Origin of the sequence: Pseudonocardia thermophila (assembly GCF_900142365.1) — a bacterium.
In the GTDB taxonomy this organism is placed as follows: Bacteria; Actinomycetota; Actinomycetes; order Mycobacteriales; family Pseudonocardiaceae; genus Pseudonocardia; species Pseudonocardia thermophila.
Map to the genome: position 1 here is coordinate 25,310 of NZ_FRAP01000001.1, position 22,262 is coordinate 47,571.

The following is a 22,262-nucleotide window of genomic DNA, read 5'->3' on the forward strand; positions in this document are numbered from 1 at the left end:
CGATCTGGTTCCTCCTCCAGGGCTGGCCAGCCTACCCGGAGTAAGTTACCGTGAGTAAGTTGGCTGCGCCGCCCTACCCGGAGGAGCCCGCATGGCCCAGCAGACCACCCCGGACCCCGAGCACGGTCCCGAGCACGACGCCGAGCACGACGCCGAGCACGACCCCGAGCACGTCGACGTGCTGATCGTCGGCGCCGGGATCTCCGGTATCGGAGCCGCCTACCACCTGAGCAGCCGCTGCCCCGAGCGCTCGTACCTGATCGTCGAGGCCCGCGCGGCCATCGGCGGCACGTGGGACCTGTTCCGCTACCCGGGGGTGCGGTCGGACTCCGACATGCACACCCTCGGGTACGGATTCGCGCCGTGGCTGTCCGACGTCTCCATCGCGGACGGCCCGGCGATCCTCGACTACCTCACGGAGACCGCCCGCCGGTACGGCATCGACCAGCGGATCCGGTTCCACCGCCGGGTCGTGGCCACGGACTGGTCGAGCGCCGACCAGCGCTGGACCGTCGAGCTCGCGGACCCGGTCACGGGGGACCGGTCCACGATCACCTGCGGGTTCCTCTGGCACTGCTCCGGCTACTACGACGCCGAGCGCGGCTACGCCCCCGAGTTCCCCGGCGCGGAGCGGTTCACCGGCCGGATCGTCCACCCCCAGCACTGGCCCGAGGACCTCGACTACACGGGCAAGCGGGTCGTCGTCATCGGCAGCGGGGCCACCGCGATCACGCTCGTGCCCGCGATGACCGACGAGGCCGCCCACGTCACGATGCTGCAGCGCTCGCCGACGTACATCGTGTCGCTGCCCAAGCGCGACCCGCTGGACACCAAGCTGCGCAAGGTGCTGCCGGTCCGGCTCACCTACCCGATCGTGCGGTGGAAGAACGTCCTGCTGCAGATGGCGAACTACCAGCTCATGCAGGCGTTCCCGCGACAGGCCCGGGCGCTGATCCGCCGGATGACCGAGCGCGAGCTGCCCGGCTTCGACCTCGACACCCACTTCACCCCGCGCTACGACCCGTGGGACGAGCGGTTGTGCGTGGTGCCCGACGGCGACCTGTTCCGGGCCCTGCGCGCGGGCACCGCGTCCGTCGTGACCGGGCAGATCGAGTCGTTCACCGAGCGCGGCATCCGGCTCACGTCCGGGGAGGAGCTGGAAGCGGACGTCGTCGTCACCGCCACCGGGCTGAACCTGCGGATGCTCGGCGGCGTCGTCCCGTCCGTGGACGGCACACCGATCCTGCCGCGCGACGTGATGACCTACCGCGGGCTCATGCTCGAGGGCGTCCCGAACTTCGCCTACACGTTCGGCTACGTCAACTCGTCGTGGACGCTGCGCGCCGACCTGGTGGCCGACTTCGTCACCCGGCTGCTGGCCCACATGCGCGACCACGGCTACGCGGTGGCCGTCCCGGTGAACACCGATCCGACGGTCGTCCGCCGCCCCCTGCTCGACTTCACGCCCGGCTACATCCGCCGATCGCTGGACCAGCTGCCGAAGCAGGGCAGCCGCAGCCCGTGGACCGTGCGGATGAACTACCCGCTGGAGCGGCTGCAGATGAAGCGGGCCAGGGTGACCGTCGGGATGCGGTTCGAACGGCCGCGCACGCGGGTTGCGGCGCGCGCGCAGGAGGCATCGGCATGATGGCCGGGTGACCCCCGGCCGCACCGACGTCCACCAGCACATCTGGCCCGCCGCGCTGATCGAGGCGCTGCGGGCCCGACGCGATCCGCCGCGGCTGGACGGCTGGACCCTGCACCTGGCCGGAGAGCCACCGTTCGCCGTCGATCCGGCCGACCACGATCCCGCCGCGCGCGCCGAGCGGCTCGCCGCGGCCGGGTTCGGCCGGGCGCTCGTGTCGCTGTCGTCGCCGCTGGGCATCGAGCACCTGCCGGCGGCCGAGGCCGCGCCGCTGCTCACCGCCTACCACGCGGGCGCGCTGGAACTGCCCGGGCCGTTCGGGGTGTGGGCCGCAGCGGCCGTCTCCGAGCCCGACCCCGCCGCACTGGCCGCAGCGCTGGACGCCGGCTGCGTCGGCCTCCAGCTTCCCGCCACTGCCCTCGGCGACGCCGCGGGGCTGCGGCGGGTCGCCCCGCTGCTCCACGAACTGGAGCGGTGGAACCGGCCGCTGTTCGTCCATCCCGGGCCGGCCCCGGCCACCCCGGGCGCTCCCGCGTGGTGGGCCGCCCTCGTGCCCTACGTGCAGCAGATGCACGCGGCCTGGTTCGCGTTCGCCGCGGCGGGCCGAACCCGGCACCCGCGGCTGCGGGTGTGCTTCGCGATGCTGGCCGGGCTCGCCCCGCTGCACGCGGAACGGGCGGTCGCCCGGGGCGGGCCGGTCACCACCGATCCGGGCGTGTTCGTGGAGACCTCGTCGTACGGTGCCCGCGCGACCGGCGCCGTGGCGGAGGCCCTGGGCGTCGAGCAGATGGTCGCCGGCAGCGACGAGCCGTACGCCCGCTACACCGATCCGCTGCCCGGCGCGGGGTTGGAGACGGTCGCGGTGGCGCGCCTGCTCGGCTGACGACCAGGAGGACGAATCAGAGGATCGTCTTTGCGTGTGCGGGGAGGTCGCGGAGCCGCACACCGGGATGCTCGTCGTTCGATCAGGGCGGTCGTCCGTGCTGATCCTCCGGATACCGGCGGGTGAATCCTGCGCAGTTCGTCGGCGATCGGCGCATCCGAGGCCGCCAGACGCGGGCCCGGGCCGCGCACGGAGCAGTCCGGAAAGTCTGCCAGAGCGGGGAACACGGGTCGTCAGCGATCGCGGTCGGCCTGCCTGCCCGTCTGCTCGGCGCCCGCCCGGCCCGCCGGCGCGGGTCGGCGCTTGGCGAGCCGGACCGCGTTCCGGCCGCTCCGCTTGGCCTCGTAGAGCGCCGCGTCCGCCGCGGCGACCACGTCCAGCAGGTGGTGGCCGTGGTCGGGGAAGACCGCACCGCCGACCGACACGGTGACGTGGTCGATCACGACCGGCTCCGGTCCGGTACCGGCCTCGACGCGCAGCGCCTCCGCCGCGGCACGGATCCGCTCGGCGACCGTGCCCAGCTCGGCGCGCGCGCTCTCCCCGGGCGCGGTGTGCGGCAGCGGCAGGAGCACGACGAACTCCTCGCCGCCGAACCGGCCGACCGCGTCGCGCCGGCGCAGCGTAGTGCGCAGCGTGCGGGCGAGCGCCGCGAGCACGGCGTCGCCGGCCAGGTGCCCGTAGCGGTCGTTGAGCTCCTTGAACTGGTCGATGTCGACGATCAGCACCCCCACTGACCGGCCACGGACGCGCGCCTCGTCGAGGTGAGCGGTGGCCAGTTCGTGCCACGTCGCCGCGGTGAGCAGCCCGGTCTTGCCGTCGATGCGTGCGGCGAGCTCCAGCTGGCGCACGAACAGCGCCCGGTGCAGCAGCAGGAGCGGCGGGAAGACGAACGCGATGAGCCACAGCTGGATCGACATGGCCGCGGTCAGCAGCGCGGCCAGGCACAGCAGCGCGGTCTCGAGGGTGAGCTCGGGCCGCAGCCGGGGCAGGTCACGGATCTTGAGCACCCCGGACAGCACGACGACCCCGACGACCGCCACCGTGTCCACCGCGAGGTAGGCGGCGAGCGCGCCCACCGTCGTCGCCAGCGTGACGTCACCGTCGGTGACCGCGCTCGCGGCGTGCACGGCCAGGAGGGTGGCCGACGCCGAGTAGACGATCTTGTAGAGATCCCGGTTGGCGTGCGCCGGGTAGACGAAGCAGCGCAGGTGCAGGTAGCTGACCACCGCCACGGCGACCGCGACCGGGGTCGGGCAGAGCAGCGCGGCCGTCGCGATCCACAGCGAGCCCAGGTTGAGCGCCGCCGTTCCGCTGCCGCTCGCGACCCGGCTGCGGTAGCGCTCCACCCGGGACGAGACCTCCTGGTGCAGCACGCCCGCCGCGGTGAGCAGGCCGGCCGTCGCGAGGTGATGCGGAGTGACGGCGACCGCGCCGGTCGCCACCCGCACGACGTCGCCGACGACCAGCAGCGCGGTCGCCAGCTCGACGGCGACGACCACCGCCAGTGCCCGCCCGGGCAGGGCGAACACGGGGAACCGCCGGCTCTGCACGTCGGTCACCCCCCGAAGCGGCGTTCATGCCAGATCCCGATCGTAACCGCCGGGATTCGTCACACCCGCCTACTCCGTTCAGCGCAGCACTTATCAGCTGAACGGAGTTGATCGACACCGACTTCTGGACACTTGTCAAAATGATCGCCTTGTTCGGCGCTAATGGTTGTGTAATGGTGATCCGGAGTCGGGGATGATCTGCGGTGCCATGGCGCGACGGACCGTTGTCGGTCCATTGTCCTGCCTCTTGCGGTGCGTTCGCCGACCTCTCGTCGACCACCCGCGAAGCGCGGAAGGAGGGGGACATGCGCGGCTGGGACTGGTTTTGACCTGCAGCGATACAAGATCACCTGGTCGGCGGGTCGGCCTGTGGCGCTGGTCGGTCCCGCAGCGACACGGTGTGACCTGAGGTTCACGCACCGCATCCGTGGGTGCATCTGCAATTGCAGGTGCGCAATTTTCGTGCGTGGTGTGAGGCACGCTTGCCGGGTGTCCGGAAAAGCGATCAGCGGTGTACCCGGTCGGCGATCCCGCGCAGGAGCGCCGCCTGCCCCGCGTGCTCGAGGTCGTCGTCGAGCACGGAGATCAACCGGACGCCGAGGCTGACCGGCGGATCCCAGCGCTCGTCGACGATCCGGTCGAGCGCGGCGTCGGTGAGGGTGCGCAGGAAGGCCGTCGTCCGCTCGTGCACGGCGTCGTAGTAGGCGAGCAGGTCCGCGGCGGGGGTGCGCACCGCGGCGACCTCCGCACTGGTGTGCCCGTAGCCGGTGGCCGCCGGGTCGAACGGCAGCCCGAACCGCTCGGCCCAGCCGCCCGCCGTCCACTCCTGCTCGATCCCGGCCACCTCGCTCACGTGGTCGTCCTGCACCCGCGTCAGGTGCCAGACGAGCCACGCGATCGTGTTGGTGTCCGGGTCGACCCGATGGGTGAGCCGGTCGACGTCCAGGCCTTCGACGGCCGCGTGGACCGAGCCCCGGACCCGGTCGAAGCCGTCGAGCAGCAACTCCGCGGTGTTCATGAGCCCCGAGTCTGCCCGCCCGGGCGCCGAACGCCACCCCGGCCCAGGTGGACCTTGCCCGGCGGAGGGCCGCGGCGACGATGACGGGGTGACCACTTATCCGTTCGCCCAGCTCGACGTCTTCGCCACCGGCCCGCTGACCGGCAACCCGCTCGCGGTGGTGCACGACGCCACCGGGCTGGCCGATGAGCAGATGCAGCGGTTCGCGCAGTGGACCGACCTGTCCGAGACGGTGTTCCTGCTGCCGCCCACCCGGGAGGGCGCCCACTACCGCACCCGCATCTTCACCCCGGACCGGGAGCTGCCCTTCGCCGGTCACCCCACGCTCGGCAGCGCGTACGCATGGCTCACCGCGCATCCGGAGCACACCGCGGACGCGGTGGTGCAGGACTGCGGTGCCGGGGCGGTCACCGTCCGGCGCACGGCGAGCGGGCTGGCCTTCGCTGCGCCGCCCCTGCTGCGGTCCGGGCCGGTCGACGACGCCGAACGGGCCGCGCTCGCCGAGGGCCTGCGCATCGATCCGGGTGCGATCCGGGCCGCCGAGTGGGTGTCCAACGGGCCGGGCTGGCGGGCCGTGCTGCTGGAGGACGCCGACGCCGTGCTGGCCGTCCAGCCCGGGCTGGTGCCCGGCGACGTGGGGATCATCGGGCCGTACCCTGCAGGGAGCGAGTTCGCCTTCGAGGTGCGCGCCTTCTTCGTCAAGAACGGCGCTACCTGCGAGGACCCGGTCACAGGCAGCTTCAACGCCGGTGTCGCCCAGTGGCTCTACGCCAGCGGCCGGGTGAGCGGGCCCTACGCGGCACGGCAGGGCACCGCGCTCGGCCGGGCCGGTCGGGTGGACGTCGAGCGCGACGCCGCCGGCACCGTCTGGGTGGGCGGTGCGGTGCGCACGCACATCCGGGGCGAGGTGGAGATCTGACGAGTCAGTGCTCAAGGGCGGTGCGGGCGAGCGCCTCGCCGGGCAGCGAGGTCGCGGCGCTCGCCCGCAGCCCGTCGAGCAGCACCCCGAGGCAGCGCTCCAGCGCGGAGGCGGCGGTGTCCGCCTCCGGGACGATCAGCGGCCGCACCAGCAGCAGGAAGGCGGCGGCTACGTCCCCGGTGCCGACGTCAGCGCGCAGGCTGCCCTCGGCCTGGGCGGCGTGCACGATCCGGTCCAGCACGTCGAGCATGACCCGGCGCAGCTCGTAGATCTCCGGGTCGTCCTCCATCGCGGCGCGGGCGCCGGGGGAGTCGATGACCAGCCGCACCGCCAGCCGAACCTCGTGGGACTGGCGGAGGAAGCGCTCCAGCGCGGCCCAGGCGGTGGGCTCCTCGATCACCGCGGCGCGCGCGTGCGCCATCGCACTGCGGACGGTCTCCTGCGCGACGGCGCGGATGAGCGCGTCGCGGTCCGGGAACCGCCGGTAGACGGTGCCGATGCCGACCCCGGCCGCCCGGGCGATCTCCTCGACCGGGAGGTCCGGGCCCCGGACGGCGAAGGCCTGAGCAGCGGCTGCGATGATCCGGTCACGGTTGCGGCGCGCGTCGGCGCGCAGCGGCGCCGAACCGCGTGCCGTCGTCGGCTGTTCGGAATCCATGTCCGTTTCGTCCTCCGTTCGGACGAGTGTCGCATCACTCGACCGCTGCAGAAAAGCGGAGGGGTGTCTCTCAGATACCGATCCACGTGGTTTACATTGCGCCACACGGTGGTTCCGTGACGGCGGAACCGCCACGGACGGTCCGTATGACGACCCATTCGTCCCCCGAGTGGAGCAGTCGTGCGGGAAGGAGCTCGATGGACGCCCGCCACGCCCGGTCCGGCGGAGGTTTCGTGATCAACCGGACCCGTGTGCTCGCCGCCGCCACCGCGCTCGTCGGTGTGGTCGGCATCGGTGCGGTCGCCTGCACGGCGGCCGAGTCGGACAAGCCGCGCACCGCGACGGTGGAGCGCGCGACGTTGACGACCGGGGTCTCCGCCCCGGGTGCGCTGACCGCGATCACCGAGCAGAACCTCGGGTTCCCCAAGGGGGGGCAGCTCACCTCCGTGCTGGTCAAGGTGGGCGATCGGGTGGAGGCCGGGCAGGTGCTGGCCACCGTCGACGACTTCGCGGCGAAGCAGGTGCTCAAGCAGCAGGAGGCCCAGCTCGCCGCGCAGGAGGCGGCGCTGGCGCGGATCACGGACTCGCCCGCGGTGTCCGGCGCGGAGAACACCCTCGCGCAGGCCCAGCAGATCCTCGAGGCGACCGAGGACTCCGTCGAGGCGATGCTGGAGGCCGACGACGTCTCGATCGGCGCCGCCGAGCGCCAGCTGTCCGCCGACAAGAACGCGCTGCGCCAGGCCGAGGCCAAGGCGGCGGCCAGCTGCGGGTCAGGACGATCCAGCGCGTCGTACGACGACGCTGACGACGACGACACCGGGTGGCCGCGCCGCTCGACGTCGCTCTTGACCAGCCCCAGCTGCACTGCCGACCAGCAGGCAGTAGCGGCTGCGAAGCAGCAGGTCGCCGCGTCGAAGGCCGCGCTGGAGCAGGCCGAGCAGAAGCGCGAGATCGATGAGGCCAACGGCCGGGTGCAGATCGAGAACGCTCGACAGGCCGTGGTGAGTGCGCAGAACAACCTCGACTCGACCTCCGCGGACCGCCCGCACAGCATCGATCAGCAGGCCGCGCTCGTCGCCGCCGCCCGGGCGGCGGTCGAGCAGGCCCGCCGCGACGTGGAGAACTGCACGCTGCGCGCCCCGGTCGCGGGCACTGTGGCCGTGATCAACGGCACCGTCGGCGAATACCTGGCACCCAGCACCGGCACGAGCGCGCTGGCGCCCGGCAGCGACGCCCCGATCCCCGGGGCGGGCGGCGCGACCGGCGGCGGGGCCGCAGCGGCGGCCACCGGGGTGTCCGCGAACCGGCCGGGCGGCACCCAGTTCATCGTGCTCAGCGACGTCGACCAGTTCCAGGTCGTGGTGCCGTTCAACGAGTCCGACGCCGTGCAGATCCAGCCCGGCCAGCGGGCCGACGTCACCTTCGACGCGATCCCCGACCTGACCGCGCCCGGCTCGGTGCTCTCGGTGGCGCCGGTGGCCACCTCGATCGGCGGTGTGATCAGTTACTACGCGACGATCACGCTGAACAGCGACGATCCGCGGCTGAAGAGCGGCCTGACGGCCACTGCCAACGTCATCACCGGCGAGACGGAGGACGTGCTGACGGTGCCGTCGTCGGCGGTGCGCAACGTGGACGGCCGCAGCGTCGTCACCGTGCTCGGCCCGAACGGCCCGGCGGACGTGCCGTTCCAGCCCGGCCAGGTGGGGCTGGACCGCACCGAGGTCGTGTCCGGGTTGCAGGAGGGGCAGCAGGTGCTGCTCCCGGTGGGGCAGTAGGAGAGGGGTCGCGGTATGGCTGGGGGAGCGGCCGGGGGATCGGTCGAGGCGGCGCCGGTCGAAGGGGGCGCACCCGCGCGCCGCCCGCTCAAGCGGTCGACCCGCATCGCACTGATCGTGATCAGCGTCGTCGCGGTGATCACGACGATCGTGCTGGTCGCGGTCTACGTCGTCGAGGCGGGTCGGTACGTCAGCACCGACAACGCCCAGATCGACGGCGACCAGATCGTCGTGAACGCGCCCACCAGCGGTACCCTCGTCGACTGGCAGGCCACCCAGGGCCGAGTGATCAAGAAGGACCAGATCGTCGGCCGGATCCGCGTCCAGGGCGGGTTCGTGCAACCGCAGCAGGCCATCCGAGCGCCCGGCACCGCGACCGTCGTCGTCGACAACGGGGTGGAGGGCGCGTTCGTGGCGGCCGGCACCCAGCTCGCCATCGCCTACGACTTCTCGAAGATCTACGTGACCGCCCGCGTCGACGAGACCGACATCGACGACGTGCGCATCGGCCAGCTCGTCGACATCACCGTCGACGCGTTCCCCGGCGAGAAGTTCACCGGCACCGTGCGCGAGGTGCAGGGTGGAGCGGCCGGGATCTTCTCCGCGTTCCCGCAGTCCAACACCTCGGGCAACTTCCAGAAGGTCACCCAGGTGATCCCGGTCAAGATCGCGATCTCGGACACCAAGGGGCTCGCGCTGGTGCCGGGCATGAACGTCACGGTGCGGATCCACAAGGATTGAGTCCGCAGGCGACGGGCCGCGGTGTAGAACTCTCCGCATGCGCCACGATCTCTCGATCACCACCCCCGACGGCACCTGCCCGGCCACGCTGCACACCCCCGAGGGCAGCGGACCGTGGCCGGGCGTGATCCTCTTCCCCGACGCGGGCGGCGCCCGCCCGACGATGGCGGAGATGGCCGACCACCTCGCCGGCATGGGCTACGCGGTCCTGCTCCCCGACGTCTACTACCGCCACGGCGACTGGGCGCCCTTCGACATGAAGACCGCGTTCTCCGACGAGGCTGAGCGGGCCCGCCTGTTCTCGATGCTGAAGTCGCTGACCAACGAGATGGTCGTCGCCGACACCGAGGCGTTCATCGAGGCGCTGCACGCCCGGCCCGAGGTGACGGACGGGCCGATCGGCACCACCGGGTACTGCATGGGAGGGCGGATCTCGCTCACCGTCGCCGGCCACCTCGGCGACAAGATCGGCGCGGCGGCGTCGTTCCACGGCGGCGGGCTCGCCGACCCGGACAACCCCAACAGCCCCCACCTGCGCGCGGACAAGATCACCGCGACCGTCTACGTCGCCGGCGCGGAGAACGACAACTCCTACACCCCGGAGCAGGCGGAGCTGCTGGAGCAGGCGCTCACCGACGCCGGGGTGCCGCACACGCTGGAGTTCTACCCGGCGCTGCACGGGTTCGCCGTGCCGGACAACCCGACCTACGACCCGGAGGCGCAGAAGCGGCACTGGGCCGCGCTGGAGCAGCTGTACGCGACCACGCTGCGCTGATCCGCCGGCCGAGTCAGTCCAGCAGGTCGAGGACCTGGGGCAGGGCGGCGATGCGCGGCCCGTCCCAGGTCTCGTGCCGGCCGTAGACCACACCGTGCTGCTCGCCCGGCACGGCGAGGTGCACCGCGTGCATCCCGACGGCCCGGGCCCCGGGCAGCTCGTTGCTGCCGCCGTCGCCGACGTAGAGGCAGTCCGCCGGGTCCACGTCGAGCGCGGCGCAGCAGGCGGTGAAGATCCGCGGGTCCGGCTTGCGGACGCCGTGGACGAACGAGAACACCGGGGCGTCGACGAGCGGGGCGATCGGCAGCTGCGGGTAGTAGGCGGGCAGCTCGGCGCTGCAGTCGCTGACCAGCCCCACGGCGAGCCCGCGGGCCCGCACGGCGGTGAGCACCGCAACCGCTTCGGGCCGCGGCTGGCCGAACCGCCGCTCCGCCGACAGCCGCACCCGCGCCGCCTCCCGCAGCGCGGCCGGTTCCGGCTCGACCCCCAGGCGCCGGGCGAGCCACGCGAGCGACCCCTCGATCGACCCGCCCGCACCGCGGAACCGCTCGTCGACGGTGGCGGTCAGCTCCGCGTCGAACACGTGCGGATCGATCCCGAGCGCCGCCGCCTGCGCCGCTCGGGCGGCGAGCTGCTGCGCGCCCGTGCGGCCGGGGGTGAGCGTGCCGTAGAAGTCGAAGACGATCGCCCGGAACCTGGCCACGCACCCCATCCTCCCTGCCGGGCAAGACCTCAGGCGCTCGACCCGACGTACGCGGCGAGCACGAGCATCAGAGCGCCGGAGACGACCGCGGTGATCCGGCGGGCCGACCGTGAGTGCGCGAGCCGGCCCAGCGCCGCCCCGGCCCCGGCGAGGAGCAGCTGCCAGCTCGCCGAAGCGGTGAACGCGGCGGCCACGAACACCGCGGCCGCCGCGCCCGCCGGCCGGTCCGGCAGGCCGACCACGAGCGCGGCGAAGTAGATCAGCGTCGCCGGGTTCACGGCGGTGAGCCCGACCAGTGCGGCGTAGGTGCGCCCCGGTGCGGCCGCCGGAACGTGTGCCACCGCGCCGGACGGCCGCAGCCCCGCCGCGATCGCGCGGACCGCGAGCAGCACGAGCACGATCGTCGAGGCCCACCGCAGCACCGGCATCGCGGGCGCGAGCAGCTCGGCCACCGCCGCCCCGCCCAGCACGGCGACCAGGGCGAAGACCCCGTCGGTAGTGGCGACGCCCAGGGCCGCGGCCACCCCCGTCCGCCACGGCGATCGGGCCGACAGCTGGATGAGGTAGGTGCCGACCGCGCCGATCGGCACCGCGATCCCGTACCCGGCGAGCACCCCGGCGACGAGCGCCGGGACCAGCTCGGCGGTCACGGCCGCGGAGGGGCGACCACCACCGGGGCCGGCTGCTGCTGCGACGCCGACGCGGCGTCGACGGGCAGCGGGCAGCAGCGGTTGCAGATCACGGCTCCAGCATCGCCGGACGCGCAGCGGCGGGCAACGCAGTTCCGCGCGGCGTCGGTCACGCGTGCTCGGGGCCGGTCCGCCGGACGTCGAGCAGGACCCGCCCGACCCGGCCACCCCGCTCCACCGCCTCGTGCGCCTCGGCGATGCGGTCCAGCGGGTACACCTGCGCGACGGGGTGGGTGAGGGCCCCGGACGCCAGCCACCGGGTCACGTCCCGCACCGCAGCCTCCCGGGCCTGTGGCGGCATGGTGAACACCAGCACCGTGCGGATCACCACGCCTTTGCGCATCAGCGGGTAGAACGGCAGCCGAGGCTGGGGCTCGGCGTCCGACCCGTACGTCGCGATGGTGCCACCGGGTGCGATCAGTGCCGAGGTCAGCGGCAGGTTGGCGCCGAACGCGACGTCGACGATCCTTGCGACGCCGCCCGGTCCGGCGAGCGAAGCGATGGTCTGCGCCGCCATCGGATCGCGGTGGTCGACGACATGGTGCGCCCCGGCTTCCCGGGCCGATCGCCGCTTCTCCGGCGTGCTGGCCGTCGCGATCACGGTCGCCCCGGCGAGCGCCGCGAACTGCACCGCGTACCGACCGACCGCCCCGGCACCGCCGGTGACGAGGACGGTCCGGCCGTCGACCGGGCCGTCGGCGAACACGCACCGGTGCGCCGTCAGCGCGGGCACCCCGAGGCAGGCCCCGATCTCGAACGGCACCCCGTCCGGCAGCGGCACGGCCTGCTCGGCGGGCACCGTCACGTACTCGGCAGCGGTGCCGAAGGGCCTGCCGAACGCCGCGCCGTGCACCCACACCCGCTCCCCGATCCGCGCCGGGGCGACACCGGCACCGGTCGCGTCGATCGTCCCGGCGCCGTCGTCGCCCGGGATCACCAGCGGATCCTCCATGACGCGGTCACCGGCGCCGGCCCGCCGCTTCACGTCGCGCGGATTGATCCCGGCCACGGCCAGGCGCACCCGCACCTCTCCGGGTGCGGGGACCGGCTCGGGCCGGTCCCCGACGACGAGCACCTCGGCGGCCGGTCCGGTCCGCTCGTACCAGGCCGCCCGCATCACGCGACGGCGGCGACGTACTTGCCGACGCCCCGACCCTCGGCCAGCAGCTGGTGGACGGCCGGGACCTCGGTCAGCCCGTCGACGACGGTCACGGCCGGCCGCAACCGGCCGGCCGCGACCAGCTCGAGCACCCGGCGCAGCGCGGCCGCCGTCTTCTGCGGTGCGCCGGCCTCGAGCCGGCTGATGCTGAACCCGGCGATCGCCACGTTCCCGGCGATGAGCCGGCCGAGGCCGGGCAGCGGCCCGGGGGCGGTGCCGCCGGGGTTGCCGAACAGCGCGATCCGGGCACCCGCGGCCGTCACGCCGAGATCGAGATCGATCATGCTCGTGCCCTGCGGGTCGAGCACCACGTCGATCCTGCGCCCGACCGTGGCCAGCACCTTGTCCGCCGTCGCCTCGGCGCGCGGCAGGACGGCGTCCCACCCGGCGGCGAGCGCGTCCGCCACCTTCTCCGGCCGGCCGACGGTGCCGATCGCCGGCACCCCGCCCGCGTCGCGGACCAGCTGGGCCACAGCGCTGCCGATGCCGCCCGCGGCGGAGTGCATCAGCACAGCCTCGCCCGGCTGGACCCGCGTGACCGAGTCGACCAGCAGGAGGGCGCTGGACAGCATCAGCGGGGCCGCGGCCGCCACGTGGGCCGGTACCCCGTCCGGGATCGGGACGACGGACGCGGCCTGCGCGACCGCGACCTCGGCGAACCCGCCACCGCGGGTGAACGCCGCCACCGCCTGCCCCGGGACGAGCCCGGTGACCCCGGGCCCGGTCTCGCGGACCCGGCCGGCAACCTCCAGCCCAGCGACGTACGGCCAGGCCGGCACGTACCCGGGATCGCCTCGGCGGGCCATGACGTCGAGGAAGTTGACGCCGGCGTGGGTGACCTCGATCGACACCTCGCCGTCGGCCGGCCGGGGCACGGGCACCTCCGCGAGGGCGGTCCGCTCGGGCCCGAGGGCGGGTCCGCTCATGACGAGCGCGCGCATGTGGCTCCTCGGTCGTCGGGTGCTGCCTCCTCGGCGGAGTCCGCGACGGGGGTGACCGGGCCGGGGATCACGTCCCCGGTGATCCGGCCGATGTAGCGGCCCCCGTCGAGCACGCCCGGATCGTCGTGCGCGGGCATGACGAACCGGTACCGGCGGGCGTGCTTGACCGCGCCGATCTCCTGCAGCACCGATGTCGTGAAGTTGTTGGTCAGTCCCGGGTCTGTCGGGACGAGGTAGGTCGGCTGCACCCCGGCGACGGCCCCCTCCCGCGGCGGGCGGTGCAGGGAGCCCTCCACGTCGTAGAGCAGGTCGCCGCACAGGTACGCCTCACCCTCGGCGGTCTCGACGACGATCCCGATCGACCCGGGGGTGTGCCCGCCGGAGAGCCGGCAGCTGATGCCGGGGAACAGCTGCTCCGGCCCGGAGGTCTCCAAGTCCAGGAAGACCAGCGAGCCCGGGTGGTAGACCCGCTCGATGAGGTGGTGCAGGTCGTCCTTCGCGTAGGCCCGGCCCTGGATGCCGCTGCACGCCCCGGCGAGCTCGCTGCGGTTGACCACGACGGGGACGTGCATCGGCACCTTGTCCAGGTGGCCCGCGTGGTCGCGGTGCAGGTGCGTCATGAGCACGCAGGCCAGGTCGCCGGCCTCCAGTCCGTGCGCGGCCAGCTGCTCGTGGAAGCCCTGACCCGGGGCGACCGTGCCGCCCATCCCGAGCACGGACGGATCGCGGTAGCCGGCGTCGACGAGGATCGGGCCGTCCGGGCCCATGAGCAGGAACCCCTGGGCGGGGACCTCGATGATCCGGCCCGGTGCGGTGCCGCGCACGCGCATCGCCGCGTCGATGCGCACCGATCCGAAGTTCAGTCGGTGGATCTCGTACACGCTCGCCTCCTACTTCGCCGCCCGGGCGGCGTACCGCCGCCACGCATCGCCGATCGCCTGCCGGATCGCCCCGTTGCCGTGGCCGAGGTAAGCGGTCTCGATCTCCGCGAGCAGCGGGGTGATGTCCGCGCTGAAGTCCACACCGGTCAGCAGCTCGGCGAGCCAGCGCCGCACGAGCCCGGTGGCGGCGGTCGAGTCGACCTCGGTGACGACGTGGGTCTCCCGGTCGATCCGCAGGCTGATCGCGAGGTGTTCCTGGACGGCGTGGGCGGCGGCGCCGGCCGCGACCCGCGCGTAGCCGATCACGATGATGCTGTCGCGTTTCGCCACCGGCGCAGTGTCCCAGTGCACCGGTTGCACCTCGGCGACGATCATGGCGCGGTCACCGCCTTCTCCGCTGCGGGAGTGGTCGTGACCCGCACCAGGCTCAGGCAGAGCGCGGCGAGCACCATCGAGACGATCATCGCCACCAGCACGGGCTCGAACGACCCCGTGGCCTGCAGCAGCCCACCGATCACGACGGGCCCGACGAACCCGGCGATCTGGGTGCCCATGTTGATGAAGCCGAGCCACATCCCGACCTCGTGCGGCGCGACCACGTCCATCGGCACCGACCAGAACGGGCCGAGGCCGGAGTAGAGGAAGAATCCCGCGAGCGTGAGGGCGATGCCGGCGAGGGTGATCGACGGCGCGAGCACGGTGCCCACGATGCACACCGCGGTCACCAGGTACCCGACGGCGATGAACCGCCGCCGCACGTGGTTGAACCAGCGCTGGCACACCGCGGCGCCGACGAGCAGGCCGACGGTGCCCGCCACGTACGGAGTCGTGGAGAGCACACCGGCGTGGGCGAGCTCCAGCCCGCGGTAGGTGATCAGGTAGGTGGGCAGCCAGCTCATCAGCCCGTAGAGGACGAAGCCGAAGAAGAAGAACGCGGCGAACGTCAGGTAGATGTGCGGCACCCACCACGAGCGGCGCCCGGTGGAGGGCGGCGGGGGAGCGGTGCGGATCGTGAGGTCGGCGTGCTCGGGGCTGTCGCGCAGGTACCGCACGACCAGCACCACGGCGAGCACCCCGGGCAGCGCCGTCAGGAAGAACACCCACCGCCACCCGAGCTCGGACACCAGCGGCAGCGCGATCGACGGGGCGAGCGCAGGACCGAGCGTGAGCGCGGTGAGCATCAGCGCGAGCGGCAGGGACCGCCGCCCGTGCGGGAACCAGTTCGACAGCATCCGCCACAGCGGCGGCGGATGGAAACCCTCGCCCGCGCCCATGAGGAACCGGACGGCGAGCAGGACGAGCAGGTTCCAGGCCGCACCCGTCAGGATGCTGAACAGCGTCCACCACGCGATCGCGATCAGGATGATGCGGCGCTGCCCGAAGCGGTCCGACAGGTACCCGGCGGGTACCTGCACGAGGGTGTAGCTCAGCAGGAGCGCCCCGGAGACCAGCCCCATCTCCGCCGGGGTGAGCGCGAGGTCGGCGGACAGGAACGGCAGCGCCGCCGCGATGGCGACGCGGTCGAAGTAGGAGACCAGCAGGGTGAACCAGAGCACCGCGAGGATCACCCAGCGGTACGTCGCGGGGTTGCGCGCGCCGTTGCGTCGCATGACGGCTACTCCGCGAGCTTCTCGGCGACGCCGGGATCGAACGTCGAGTCCTCCGGCAGGAACTCGGTGACCGGGGAGCCGAGGAACTCCTGCGGTTCGCCGTCGTCGAACAGGCCGACGGCGAACCCGGAGATCAACCGGTCGTGCTGCATCCCGGGGGTGTGGACCTCGACGAGCGTGCAGGGCACGTCGGACTTGTTCCAGGACCAGTGGATCTTCCCCGGGGGGATCCGCAGGAAGTCGCCGGTCCGCATGTGGAACGCGCGGTCCTCGACGAACACCCACAGCTCGCCGGACTGCAGCCAGTTCAGCTGCTCGCAGTCGTGTGTGTGGGGCCGGGAGTGGTAGCCGGCGGGCCGCGTCGCGATCATGAGCGACGAGCTGCCGCCGTAGACGGCCTTGGTGCGGAACGAGGCGGAACCCATGTCGGCGACGTCCTCGGGAACGGACGCGCCGGAAGCGTGGATGGACATCGCACTCCGTGCGCATGCTGCGCGGTAGACGGTGGCGCGACTGCGACACCAGCCCAGGGAGTGGACGCGACCACGGTGTGCGGCGGGGGAGCCGTTCGCTCTCGCGGCGCTGCACCGTCGACGTCGACTGTGTGGCGACGCGGAACGTTAGGCGATGCCACCGCCGTTCCGCAACGCCCTGGGCGGGTGTTCCGTTTCGCCCCTCCGGAACGAGTCAGGGACGCGCGGGTCGCCACCCGGCCTCCCGCGACCCGATCCCGGAGGCGATGATGACGCTGACTCCGCCGGCGACCCGGCCGTTCTTCTCCGATCCCGACTTCGACTTCGAGTTCCGCTGCGCGCTCGGCGACACCGCCGGAGCCGTGGGCGATCCCGGCCTGTGGCTGGCCACGGCGGCCCGCATCAGTGACGGCGACCGGTCGAGCTGGTTCGACGCGTGGAGCGCGCGGGCGGACGAGCTCGCCGAGCTGGCCGGGTCGCTCACCGACGACGCGTCGGCGGCGTGGACGTGGCTGGCCGCGTCGGCGGCGTACTCGAGAGCGCTCGGTGCGGTCGACGGGCTGCCCGCCGAGCGCGCCGACGCCGTGCTGCTGCCGACGTTCCGGGCGGGCCGCCGCGCGTGGGACGCGATGATCGACCGGTCCCGCGGCCGGCACGTGCGCGTCGACGTGCCCGGTGACGGCATCACGATGCCGGGCTACCTGCTGCGCCCGGCCGCCGACGGACGGCCGCGGCCCACGCTCGTGATCACCAACGGCAGCGACGGGGCGTTGCCCGCGCTGTGGGCCGGGGCGGGGGCGGCGGCGCTGGCGCGCGGCTGGAACGCGTTCGTCTACGACGGGCCCGGGCAGCAGTCGATGCTGTTCGAGCACGGCACGGCGTTCCGGCCGGACTGGGAGGCCGTGCTCACCCCGGTCGTCGACGCGGTGGCGGCCCGGCCGGACGTCGACGCGGACGCGCTGACCGCGTACGGGATCAGCCAGGCCGGTTACTGGTTGCCGCGCGCGCTCGCGTTCGAGCACCGCTTCAAGGCGGCCGTGGCCGATCCGGGGGTCGTCGACGTCTCCGCGTCGTGGTTGTCCTACCTGCCGCCGGAGATGATCCAGCTGCTCGACAGCGGGCAGAAGGAGCTGTTCGACCAGTACCTGGCGCAGGCCTCACCGGACCCGGACGCCGAGCGCACCTTCGCGTTCCGCGCCCGCCCGTACGGGATGGACGATCCGTTCGACCTGTTCACCGAGGTGCGCCGCTACCAGCTGCGTGAGGTGGCCGGTCGGATCAGGACCCCGCTGCTGATCACCGACCCGGAGGGGGAGCAGTTCTGGCCGGGGCAGTCGGGCGCGCTCGCGGCCCTCCTGACCTGCCCGCACGAGGTCGTCGAGTTCACCGCGGCCGACGGGGCGGACCTGCACTGCCAGCCGCTGGCCCGCGGGCTCACGCAGGCCAGGATGTTCGGCTGGCTCTCCGAGCACCTCCGCTGAGCCTCCACGGACGCTCAGCGCGCCAGCGCGGCGTAGCGCCCGCCGCGGGCGACCAGGTCGTCGTGGGCGCCGCGCTCGACGACGCGGCCGTGGTCGAGCACGACGATCTGGTCGGCGTCGCGCACGGTCGAGAGCCGGTGCGCGATGGTGATCGTGGTGCGGCCGCGGGAGAGCTCGTCGAGGGCCCGCTGCACGGCGCGCTCGGTCTCGGTGTCGAGCGCGCTGGTGGCCTCGTCCAGCACGAGCACCCGCGGGTCGCGCAGCAGCGTGCGCGCGATCGCGATGCGCTGCTTCTCGCCGCCGGAGAACCGGTGACCGCGGGAGCCGACGATCGTGTCGTAGCCGTCGGGCAGGCTCACGATCAGGTCGTGGATCTGCGCGGCTCGTGCGGCGGCCTCGATCTCGGCGTCGGTCGCGTCCGGGCGGGCGTAGCGCAGGTTCTCCCGGACGGTCGTGTGCAGCAGGTAGGTCTCCTGGCTGACCACGCCGACGATCGCGGCGAGATCGGCGAAGGCGAGATCACGCAGGTCGATGCCGTCGATGGTGACCCGGCCCGCCGTCGGGTCGTGCAGCCGGGCGACGAGCGCGGCCAGTGTGCTCTTGCCGGAGCCGGTCTCGCCGACGATCGCGAGGTGGGAGCCCGCGGGCACGGTCAGGGAAACGCCGGCGAGCGCGGCGGTCGGGCTGTCCGGGTAGGCGAACGTGACGTCCTCGAGGCGGACCTCGCCGCGCACCGCGGCCGGGTCGACCCGCACGGGGTGCTCCGGCTCGGCCACGTCGACCGGCAGGTCGAGGTACTCGAAGATCCGCTGGAACAGCGCCAGCGAGCTGACGACGGACACACCGACGTCGAGCAGCGCGGTGAGCGGGCGGAACAGGCCGGACTGCAGCGCGGTGAACGCGACCAGGGTGCCGATCGACATCGCACCCTCGGCGATGGGCAGGCCGGCGACCAGGTAGATCACCGCGGGGATCGCGGCGAAGACGATGCTGGTGGTGGCCATGCGCCACCGGCCGGCGAGCTGGGCGCGCAGCTCCAGGTCGGCCAGCCGTTGCGACGAGGTGGTGAACCGGTCGACGAGCGCGGCGGAGGAACCCGTGGTCTTCGCCAGGGTGGCGCCGTTGACAGACAGGCTCTCCTCGATCGTCACCGAGAGTTCGGCGAGCTCGCGCTGCTGCTGGGCCGTGACGGCCCGGCGGATGCGGGCCACGCGCCGCGACAGCCAGATCGACGGCGGGATCACCACCAGCGAGATCAGCGTGAGCTGCCAGGACAGCGCCACCATCGCGACCAGCGTGGCGATCACGGTGGTCAGGTTGGCAGCGAGCGAGGTGGCGGTGGAGGTGACCACGCCCTGCATGCCGCCGATGTCGTTGGTGATGCGGCTCTGCACCTCGCCGGTGCGGGTGCGGGTGAAGAACGCGATCGACTGCCGCTGCAGGTGGGCGAAGACGTCGGTGCGCAGCCGGTGCATGACCTCCTGGCCGATCCGGGTGGAGATCCAGGTCTGCAGCACCCCCAGCGCCGCTGTGACGGCGGCGACCGCGACCATGCCTGCGGTGAGCCAGGCCAGGAGCGGCAGGTCGCCGTGGGGGAGGGCGTCGTCGATGACCGCCCGGAGCAGGAACGGCGAGGCCATCCCGAGGACGGACGAGGCGACGATGATCGTGACGACGACGGCGAGCGGCCCCCGGTGGGGGTGGAAGAGCGCGCCGATGCGCCACAGCGACACATCGCTGGCCTGCTGCTTCTCGGCCGCGGTCACGGCGCGACGGCCGGGGCCGCCGTCGTGGCGGGGACGGTTATCGGGGGGAACGAGCACGGATGATGCGTGGTCCACGGAGGGCTCCTGTCTCTCGCAGATTTACTGAGGTAACCTCACTATGAGGTAGCAACAGCATCTGCGCGAGAGGAATTCCATGGGAGAGGACGAGAGTTCCGCCATACCCGAGGAGTCGGCCGGATCGACGGCCGGATCGACGCTGTCGGACCTGTTCCGCTCCGTGGCCCGCCGACTCCGGCGCGCCACCGCCGAGGCGCTGGCCCCGTACGACATCACGCCCTCGCAGGCCCGGGCGCTCGGCGTCCTGCGCCGCGACGGGGACATGCGCGCCGGGGCGCTCGCTGCGCGGCTCGGCATCGCTGCGCGCTCGGCCACCGACGTCCTCGACGCGCTGGCAGCCCGCGGCTGGGCCGAGCGCGTGCCCGATCCGGCCGACCGGCGGGCGACCGTCGTGCGGCTCACCCCGGCCGGCCGGGAGCTGGGCGAGGCGATCCGGGCGGCACGAGCCGCGGAGGCGGAGTCGTTCTTCGCCGGTCTCGACGAGGCCGACCGGGCCGAGCTGCGGCGGATCCTCCTGCTGCTCGCCGGGTAGGGCCCGGTCGGCACCCAGATCGGCGTCCAGAGTCAGCGCCGAAGGCCAGCGCCGAGGTCAGCGAGTGGGCCGAAGAACGTGCGCAGGTCCGCGACCAGTTCGTCCGGCAGTTCCATGGCCGGGAAGTGGCCGCCGCGTTCGTACTCGCTCCAGTGTGCGCCCGGCGGGGCGGGCACCAGGCGGCCCACGGTCTCGTCGGCGCCGAACACCGCGAACCCCTGCGGACCGGCTCGGCGTCACCACCCGGACCGTGCACCACGACGGGGAACGGCTGCGCGAGCTGGGGCACCCGATCGCGGCCCGGCCCGGGGTGACCGGCGGCTACCGGCTCGGTGCCGGTGCCACCCTCCCGCCGCTGCTGCTCGACGACGAGGCGGGCGCGGTCGCGATCGGCCTGCGCGCCGCGGCCACCGGTCGGTCACGGGGATCGAGGAGACGTCGGTCCGGGCACTGACCGAGCTGCAGCAGATCCTGCCGTCCCGGCTGCGCCACCGGATCGGCGCGTCCGGCACGCACCTGCTGGCGATGACCTCGCCCACGGCCGGGGCGCCGCCGCAGGTCGATCCGGACCTGTTGACGGCAGCCGCTGCGGCCTGCCGGGATCACGAGCGGCTGCGGTTCGGCTACCGCACCCACTCCGGCGCGACGGCGCGGCGGGAGATCGAGCCGTACCGCCTGCTGCACGGCGGGCGGCGCTGGTACCTCGTCGGCTGGGACGTGGAGCGCGACGACTGGCGCACGTTCCGCGTCGACCGCATGGCGCTGCGCACCCCGAAACGGGCCGCGGTTCGTCCCCCGGCAGCTGCCGGCCGACCGCGAGGTCGTCGACCGGACCGCCCGCGGCATCGGCGAGGCGACTTGGCAGTACCGCGCCCGGGTGATCCGTGCACGCGCCGGCCGAGCACGTCCGCCGCCGGATGCCGATCCGGTCCGACGTCGAGCCGCTCGGCGAGGACCGCTGCGTGTTCCGGCCCGGCTCGGACTCGCCGCGGATGCTCGCGCACCACCGCGGCCTGCTCGACGCCGACTTCGAGGTCGTCGACGCGCCCGAGCTGGCCGCGCGCTACCGCCGGGCCGCGGATCGCTCCCGACCGGCGGGACCGTCTCACCAGGCGTGAGTAACCCCCTGCGGCGCGTGGCCGAGTGCTTCGGGGCGAGCCATCGCGGCTCCGTTCCCCGAACCCTCGAAGGAGCTCCCCGAACCATGTCCGCACCTGCCCGGATCGGGCCCGTGCCCGTGAACCGCTGGACCGTCGGCAGCGCGATCGCCGTCGTCGTCGTGATGATGTTCGGCTCGTGCGGGGCGTCGGAGCCCGACGGGACCCCGGCCCAGCTCGCGGCTCCGGTCCCGACGAGCGTGCCGACCACCTCGCCGTACCTGCGCCCGACCCCGTCACCGACGCCTGCTCCGGTCCTCGTGGCGCCGACCTCGGCACCGGCCCGCGCGACCACCCGAGCAGTCCCGACGACCACGAAGGCACCGGCCACGCGCGCCGTTCCGCTGGTCGATCCCAACGCGAGCAGCTCCGGCAGCTCGAGCAGCCGCAGCGGCAGTTCGGGCAGCTCCGGCGGGAGCAGCAGCGGCGGCGGATCGGTGCGCTACAAGAACTGCGCCGAGGCGCGGGCCGCGGGTGCGGCGCCGATCCGCCGCGGCCAGCCGGGCTACGCGAGCCACCTGGACCGCGACAACGACGGCGTGGCCTGCGAGTGACCGTCAGCGCGGCTCGGGCAGCGACGGGTCGATCCGCTCGCGGCAGCCGACGCACCCGGCCGGGCACCCGTCGCACCCGACAGCGGCGGAGCCGGACGGAGAGTGGCCGATGCTCCACAGGTAGGCCGCGAGCACGAACGTGAGCGAGAACGGGGCCGACAACCACGAGCCGGCCCACCCGGCGAGGATCATCAGGAGCGCGGAGACCGCAACGGCGTGGCCGTACCGACGAGCGAACGGATGACGCTGCGAAGCGTGGTGCATGTCACCC

23 protein-coding genes and 1 pseudogene are annotated in these 22,262 nt (G+C 73.4%); 10 read left to right on the top strand and 14 right to left on the bottom strand.

Annotated elements, in window-relative coordinates; genetic code table 11:
* The first annotated feature begins 91 nt into the window (after positions 1-91).
* Together BUE41_RS00120 and BUE41_RS00125 are read left to right on the top strand one after the other, a co-directional pair.
* A complete protein-coding gene (locus BUE41_RS00120) occupies positions 92-1,648 on the top strand; it encodes a flavin-containing monooxygenase (RefSeq protein ID WP_084754092.1) in 1,557 nt (518 codons plus the stop codon).
* A gap of 7 nt (positions 1,649-1,655) precedes the next feature.
* Entirely contained in the window at positions 1,656-2,528 is an 873-nt protein-coding gene (locus tag BUE41_RS00125; protein ID WP_073454754.1) for an amidohydrolase family protein, read from the top strand.
* Between the two features lie 233 nt (positions 2,529-2,761).
* Here the strand turns inward: BUE41_RS00125 and BUE41_RS00130 are convergent, their stop codons facing one another.
* Both BUE41_RS00130 and BUE41_RS00135 read right to left on the bottom strand, forming a co-directional pair.
* Complete coding sequence (locus BUE41_RS00130; RefSeq protein ID WP_159444830.1) at positions 2,762-4,078, bottom strand: diguanylate cyclase; 1,317 nt, start codon at positions 4,076-4,078, stop codon at positions 2,762-2,764.
* A 505-nt stretch (positions 4,079-4,583) separates the two neighbouring features.
* A complete protein-coding gene (locus BUE41_RS00135; RefSeq protein WP_073454756.1) occupies positions 4,584-5,096 on the bottom strand; it encodes a mycothiol transferase in 513 nt (170 codons plus the stop codon).
* A gap of 88 nt (positions 5,097-5,184) precedes the next feature.
* Between BUE41_RS00135 and BUE41_RS00140 the strand changes: the two genes are divergently transcribed.
* Complete coding sequence (locus BUE41_RS00140) at positions 5,185-6,015, top strand: PhzF family phenazine biosynthesis protein (RefSeq protein WP_073454757.1); 831 nt, start codon at positions 5,185-5,187, stop codon at positions 6,013-6,015.
* A gap of 4 nt (positions 6,016-6,019) precedes the next feature.
* Here the strand turns inward: BUE41_RS00140 and BUE41_RS00145 are convergent, their stop codons facing one another.
* Positions 6,020-6,673, bottom strand: a complete 654-nt coding sequence (locus BUE41_RS00145; protein ID WP_073454758.1) for a TetR/AcrR family transcriptional regulator — start codon at positions 6,671-6,673, stop codon at positions 6,020-6,022.
* 197 nt (positions 6,674-6,870) lie between these two features.
* On the opposite strand from BUE41_RS00145, the gene BUE41_RS00150 reads away from it, so the two are divergent.
* Genes BUE41_RS00150 through BUE41_RS00160 form a run of 3 tightly spaced genes read left to right on the top strand, consistent with a single transcriptional unit; the run spans position 6,871 to position 9,967 of the window.
* The gene (locus tag BUE41_RS00150; protein ID WP_073454759.1) at positions 6,871-8,451 is read left to right on the top strand and encodes an efflux RND transporter periplasmic adaptor subunit; all 1,581 of its coding nucleotides are present in this window, start codon (positions 6,871-6,873) and stop codon (positions 8,449-8,451) included.
* A gap of 15 nt (positions 8,452-8,466) precedes the next feature.
* Positions 8,467-9,192 (top strand): HlyD family secretion protein, encoded by a 726-nt coding sequence (locus BUE41_RS00155; RefSeq protein WP_084754098.1) that lies wholly within the window; start codon positions 8,467-8,469, stop codon positions 9,190-9,192.
* A 37-nt stretch (positions 9,193-9,229) separates the two neighbouring features.
* Positions 9,230-9,967, top strand: a complete 738-nt coding sequence (locus BUE41_RS00160) for a dienelactone hydrolase family protein (protein WP_073454760.1) — start codon at positions 9,230-9,232, stop codon at positions 9,965-9,967.
* 13 nt (positions 9,968-9,980) lie between these two features.
* Here the strand turns inward: BUE41_RS00160 and BUE41_RS00165 are convergent, their stop codons facing one another.
* The 8 genes from BUE41_RS00165 to BUE41_RS00200 all read right to left on the bottom strand — a co-directional run bounded on the left by BUE41_RS00165 (position 9,981) and on the right by BUE41_RS00200 (position 16,423).
* Complete coding sequence (locus BUE41_RS00165) at positions 9,981-10,670, bottom strand: HAD family hydrolase (RefSeq protein ID WP_159444831.1); 690 nt, start codon at positions 10,668-10,670, stop codon at positions 9,981-9,983.
* A gap of 29 nt (positions 10,671-10,699) precedes the next feature.
* A complete protein-coding gene (locus BUE41_RS00170; protein ID WP_073454762.1) occupies positions 10,700-11,320 on the bottom strand; it encodes a LysE family transporter in 621 nt (206 codons plus the stop codon).
* Positions 11,321-11,468: 148 nt separating this feature from the next.
* Positions 11,469-12,476 carry an NADPH:quinone reductase gene (locus BUE41_RS00175; protein ID WP_073454763.1) on the bottom strand — a complete coding sequence of 336 codons (1,008 nt, stop codon included), beginning with the start codon at positions 12,474-12,476 and terminating at the stop codon, positions 11,469-11,471.
* Positions 12,476-13,459 (bottom strand): quinone oxidoreductase family protein, encoded by a 984-nt coding sequence (locus BUE41_RS00180; protein ID WP_073454764.1) that lies wholly within the window; start codon positions 13,457-13,459, stop codon positions 12,476-12,478. The genes BUE41_RS00175 and BUE41_RS00180 overlap by 1 nt, the downstream gene beginning before the upstream one ends.
* Positions 13,441-14,340: an MBL fold metallo-hydrolase gene (locus BUE41_RS00185; RefSeq protein WP_073454765.1), complete on the bottom strand. Its 900-nt coding sequence runs from the start codon at positions 14,338-14,340 to the stop codon at positions 13,441-13,443. Before BUE41_RS00185 ends, BUE41_RS00180 begins: the two co-directional genes overlap by 19 nt.
* 9 nt (positions 14,341-14,349) lie before the next feature.
* Positions 14,350-14,715 carry a DUF3870 domain-containing protein gene (locus BUE41_RS00190; protein WP_073454766.1) on the bottom strand — a complete coding sequence of 122 codons (366 nt, stop codon included), beginning with the start codon at positions 14,713-14,715 and terminating at the stop codon, positions 14,350-14,352.
* Positions 14,712-15,950, bottom strand: coding sequence for an MFS transporter (locus BUE41_RS00195; RefSeq protein ID WP_073454767.1), 1,239 nt, complete (start codon positions 15,948-15,950; stop codon positions 14,712-14,714). The genes BUE41_RS00190 and BUE41_RS00195 overlap by 4 nt, the downstream gene beginning before the upstream one ends.
* Positions 15,951-15,955: 5 nt before the next feature.
* Positions 15,956-16,423: a cupin domain-containing protein gene (locus tag BUE41_RS00200; protein ID WP_073454768.1), complete on the bottom strand. Its 468-nt coding sequence runs from the start codon at positions 16,421-16,423 to the stop codon at positions 15,956-15,958.
* Positions 16,424-16,692: 269 nt separating this feature from the next.
* Between BUE41_RS00200 and BUE41_RS00205 the strand changes: the two genes are divergently transcribed.
* Entirely contained in the window at positions 16,693-17,904 is a 1,212-nt protein-coding gene (locus BUE41_RS00205; protein ID WP_073455101.1) for an alpha/beta hydrolase family protein, read from the top strand.
* A gap of 14 nt (positions 17,905-17,918) precedes the next feature.
* Here BUE41_RS00205 and BUE41_RS00210 read toward each other — a convergent pair whose 3' ends face one another.
* On the bottom strand, positions 17,919-19,670 hold the full coding sequence (locus tag BUE41_RS00210; protein ID WP_084754100.1) for an ABC transporter ATP-binding protein: 1,752 nt from the start codon (positions 19,668-19,670) through the stop codon (positions 17,919-17,921).
* A gap of 154 nt (positions 19,671-19,824) precedes the next feature.
* Between BUE41_RS00210 and BUE41_RS00215 the strand changes: the two genes are divergently transcribed.
* Positions 19,825-20,280: a MarR family winged helix-turn-helix transcriptional regulator gene (locus tag BUE41_RS00215; protein WP_073454770.1), complete on the top strand. Its 456-nt coding sequence runs from the start codon at positions 19,825-19,827 to the stop codon at positions 20,278-20,280.
* A gap of 32 nt (positions 20,281-20,312) precedes the next feature.
* Here the strand turns inward: BUE41_RS00215 and BUE41_RS00220 are convergent, their stop codons facing one another.
* Complete coding sequence (locus BUE41_RS00220) at positions 20,313-20,489, bottom strand: hypothetical protein (protein WP_200803729.1); 177 nt, start codon at positions 20,487-20,489, stop codon at positions 20,313-20,315.
* On the opposite strand from BUE41_RS00220, the pseudogene BUE41_RS32755 reads away from it, so the two are divergent.
* Together BUE41_RS32755 and BUE41_RS31575 are read left to right on the top strand one after the other, a co-directional pair.
* Positions 20,435-21,398: pseudogene (locus BUE41_RS32755) on the top strand (helix-turn-helix transcriptional regulator). The gene BUE41_RS00220 and the pseudogene BUE41_RS32755 sit on opposite strands and share 55 nt — an antisense overlap.
* A gap of 86 nt (positions 21,399-21,484) precedes the next feature.
* Positions 21,485-21,991: an excalibur calcium-binding domain-containing protein gene (locus BUE41_RS31575; RefSeq protein WP_234996853.1), complete on the top strand. Its 507-nt coding sequence runs from the start codon at positions 21,485-21,487 to the stop codon at positions 21,989-21,991.
* A 3-nt stretch (positions 21,992-21,994) separates the two neighbouring features.
* Here BUE41_RS31575 and BUE41_RS00240 read toward each other — a convergent pair whose 3' ends face one another.
* On the bottom strand, positions 21,995-22,255 hold the full coding sequence (locus BUE41_RS00240) for a hypothetical protein (protein ID WP_143171890.1): 261 nt from the start codon (positions 22,253-22,255) through the stop codon (positions 21,995-21,997).
* Positions 22,256-22,262 lie beyond the last annotated feature (7 nt).

Excerpts from the sequence above, each read along its gene's own strand:
- BUE41_RS00205 (WP_073455101.1), top strand. The coding sequence starts at position 16,693 with ATGACGCTGACTCCGCCGGCGACCCGGCCGTTCTTCTCCGATCCCGAC.
- BUE41_RS00215 (WP_073454770.1), top strand. The coding sequence starts at position 19,825 with ATGGGAGAGGACGAGAGTTCCGCCATACCCGAGGAGTCGGCCGGATCG.
- BUE41_RS31575 (WP_234996853.1), top strand. The coding sequence starts at position 21,485 with ATGTCCGCACCTGCCCGGATCGGGCCCGTGCCCGTGAACCGCTGGACC.
- BUE41_RS00240 (WP_143171890.1), bottom strand. The coding sequence starts at position 22,255 with ATGCACCACGCTTCGCAGCGTCATCCGTTCGCTCGTCGGTACGGCCAC.
- BUE41_RS00175 (WP_073454763.1), bottom strand. The coding sequence starts at position 12,476 with ATGCGGGCGGCCTGGTACGAGCGGACCGGACCGGCCGCCGAGGTGCTC.
- BUE41_RS00155 (WP_084754098.1), top strand. The coding sequence starts at position 8,467 with ATGGCTGGGGGAGCGGCCGGGGGATCGGTCGAGGCGGCGCCGGTCGAA.
- BUE41_RS00195 (WP_073454767.1), bottom strand. The coding sequence starts at position 15,950 with ATGCGACGCAACGGCGCGCGCAACCCCGCGACGTACCGCTGGGTGATC.
- BUE41_RS00200 (WP_073454768.1), bottom strand. The coding sequence starts at position 16,423 with ATGTCCATCCACGCTTCCGGCGCGTCCGTTCCCGAGGACGTCGCCGAC.
- BUE41_RS00150 (WP_073454759.1), top strand. The coding sequence starts at position 6,871 with ATGGACGCCCGCCACGCCCGGTCCGGCGGAGGTTTCGTGATCAACCGG.
- BUE41_RS00190 (WP_073454766.1), bottom strand. The coding sequence starts at position 14,715 with ATGATCGTCGCCGAGGTGCAACCGGTGCACTGGGACACTGCGCCGGTG.
- BUE41_RS00135 (WP_073454756.1), bottom strand. The coding sequence starts at position 5,096 with ATGAACACCGCGGAGTTGCTGCTCGACGGCTTCGACCGGGTCCGGGGC.
- BUE41_RS00160 (WP_073454760.1), top strand. The coding sequence starts at position 9,230 with ATGCGCCACGATCTCTCGATCACCACCCCCGACGGCACCTGCCCGGCC.
- BUE41_RS00180 (WP_073454764.1), bottom strand. The coding sequence starts at position 13,459 with ATGCGCGCGCTCGTCATGAGCGGACCCGCCCTCGGGCCCGAGCGGACC.
- BUE41_RS00120 (WP_084754092.1), top strand. The coding sequence starts at position 92 with ATGGCCCAGCAGACCACCCCGGACCCCGAGCACGGTCCCGAGCACGAC.
- BUE41_RS00145 (WP_073454758.1), bottom strand. The coding sequence starts at position 6,673 with ATGGATTCCGAACAGCCGACGACGGCACGCGGTTCGGCGCCGCTGCGC.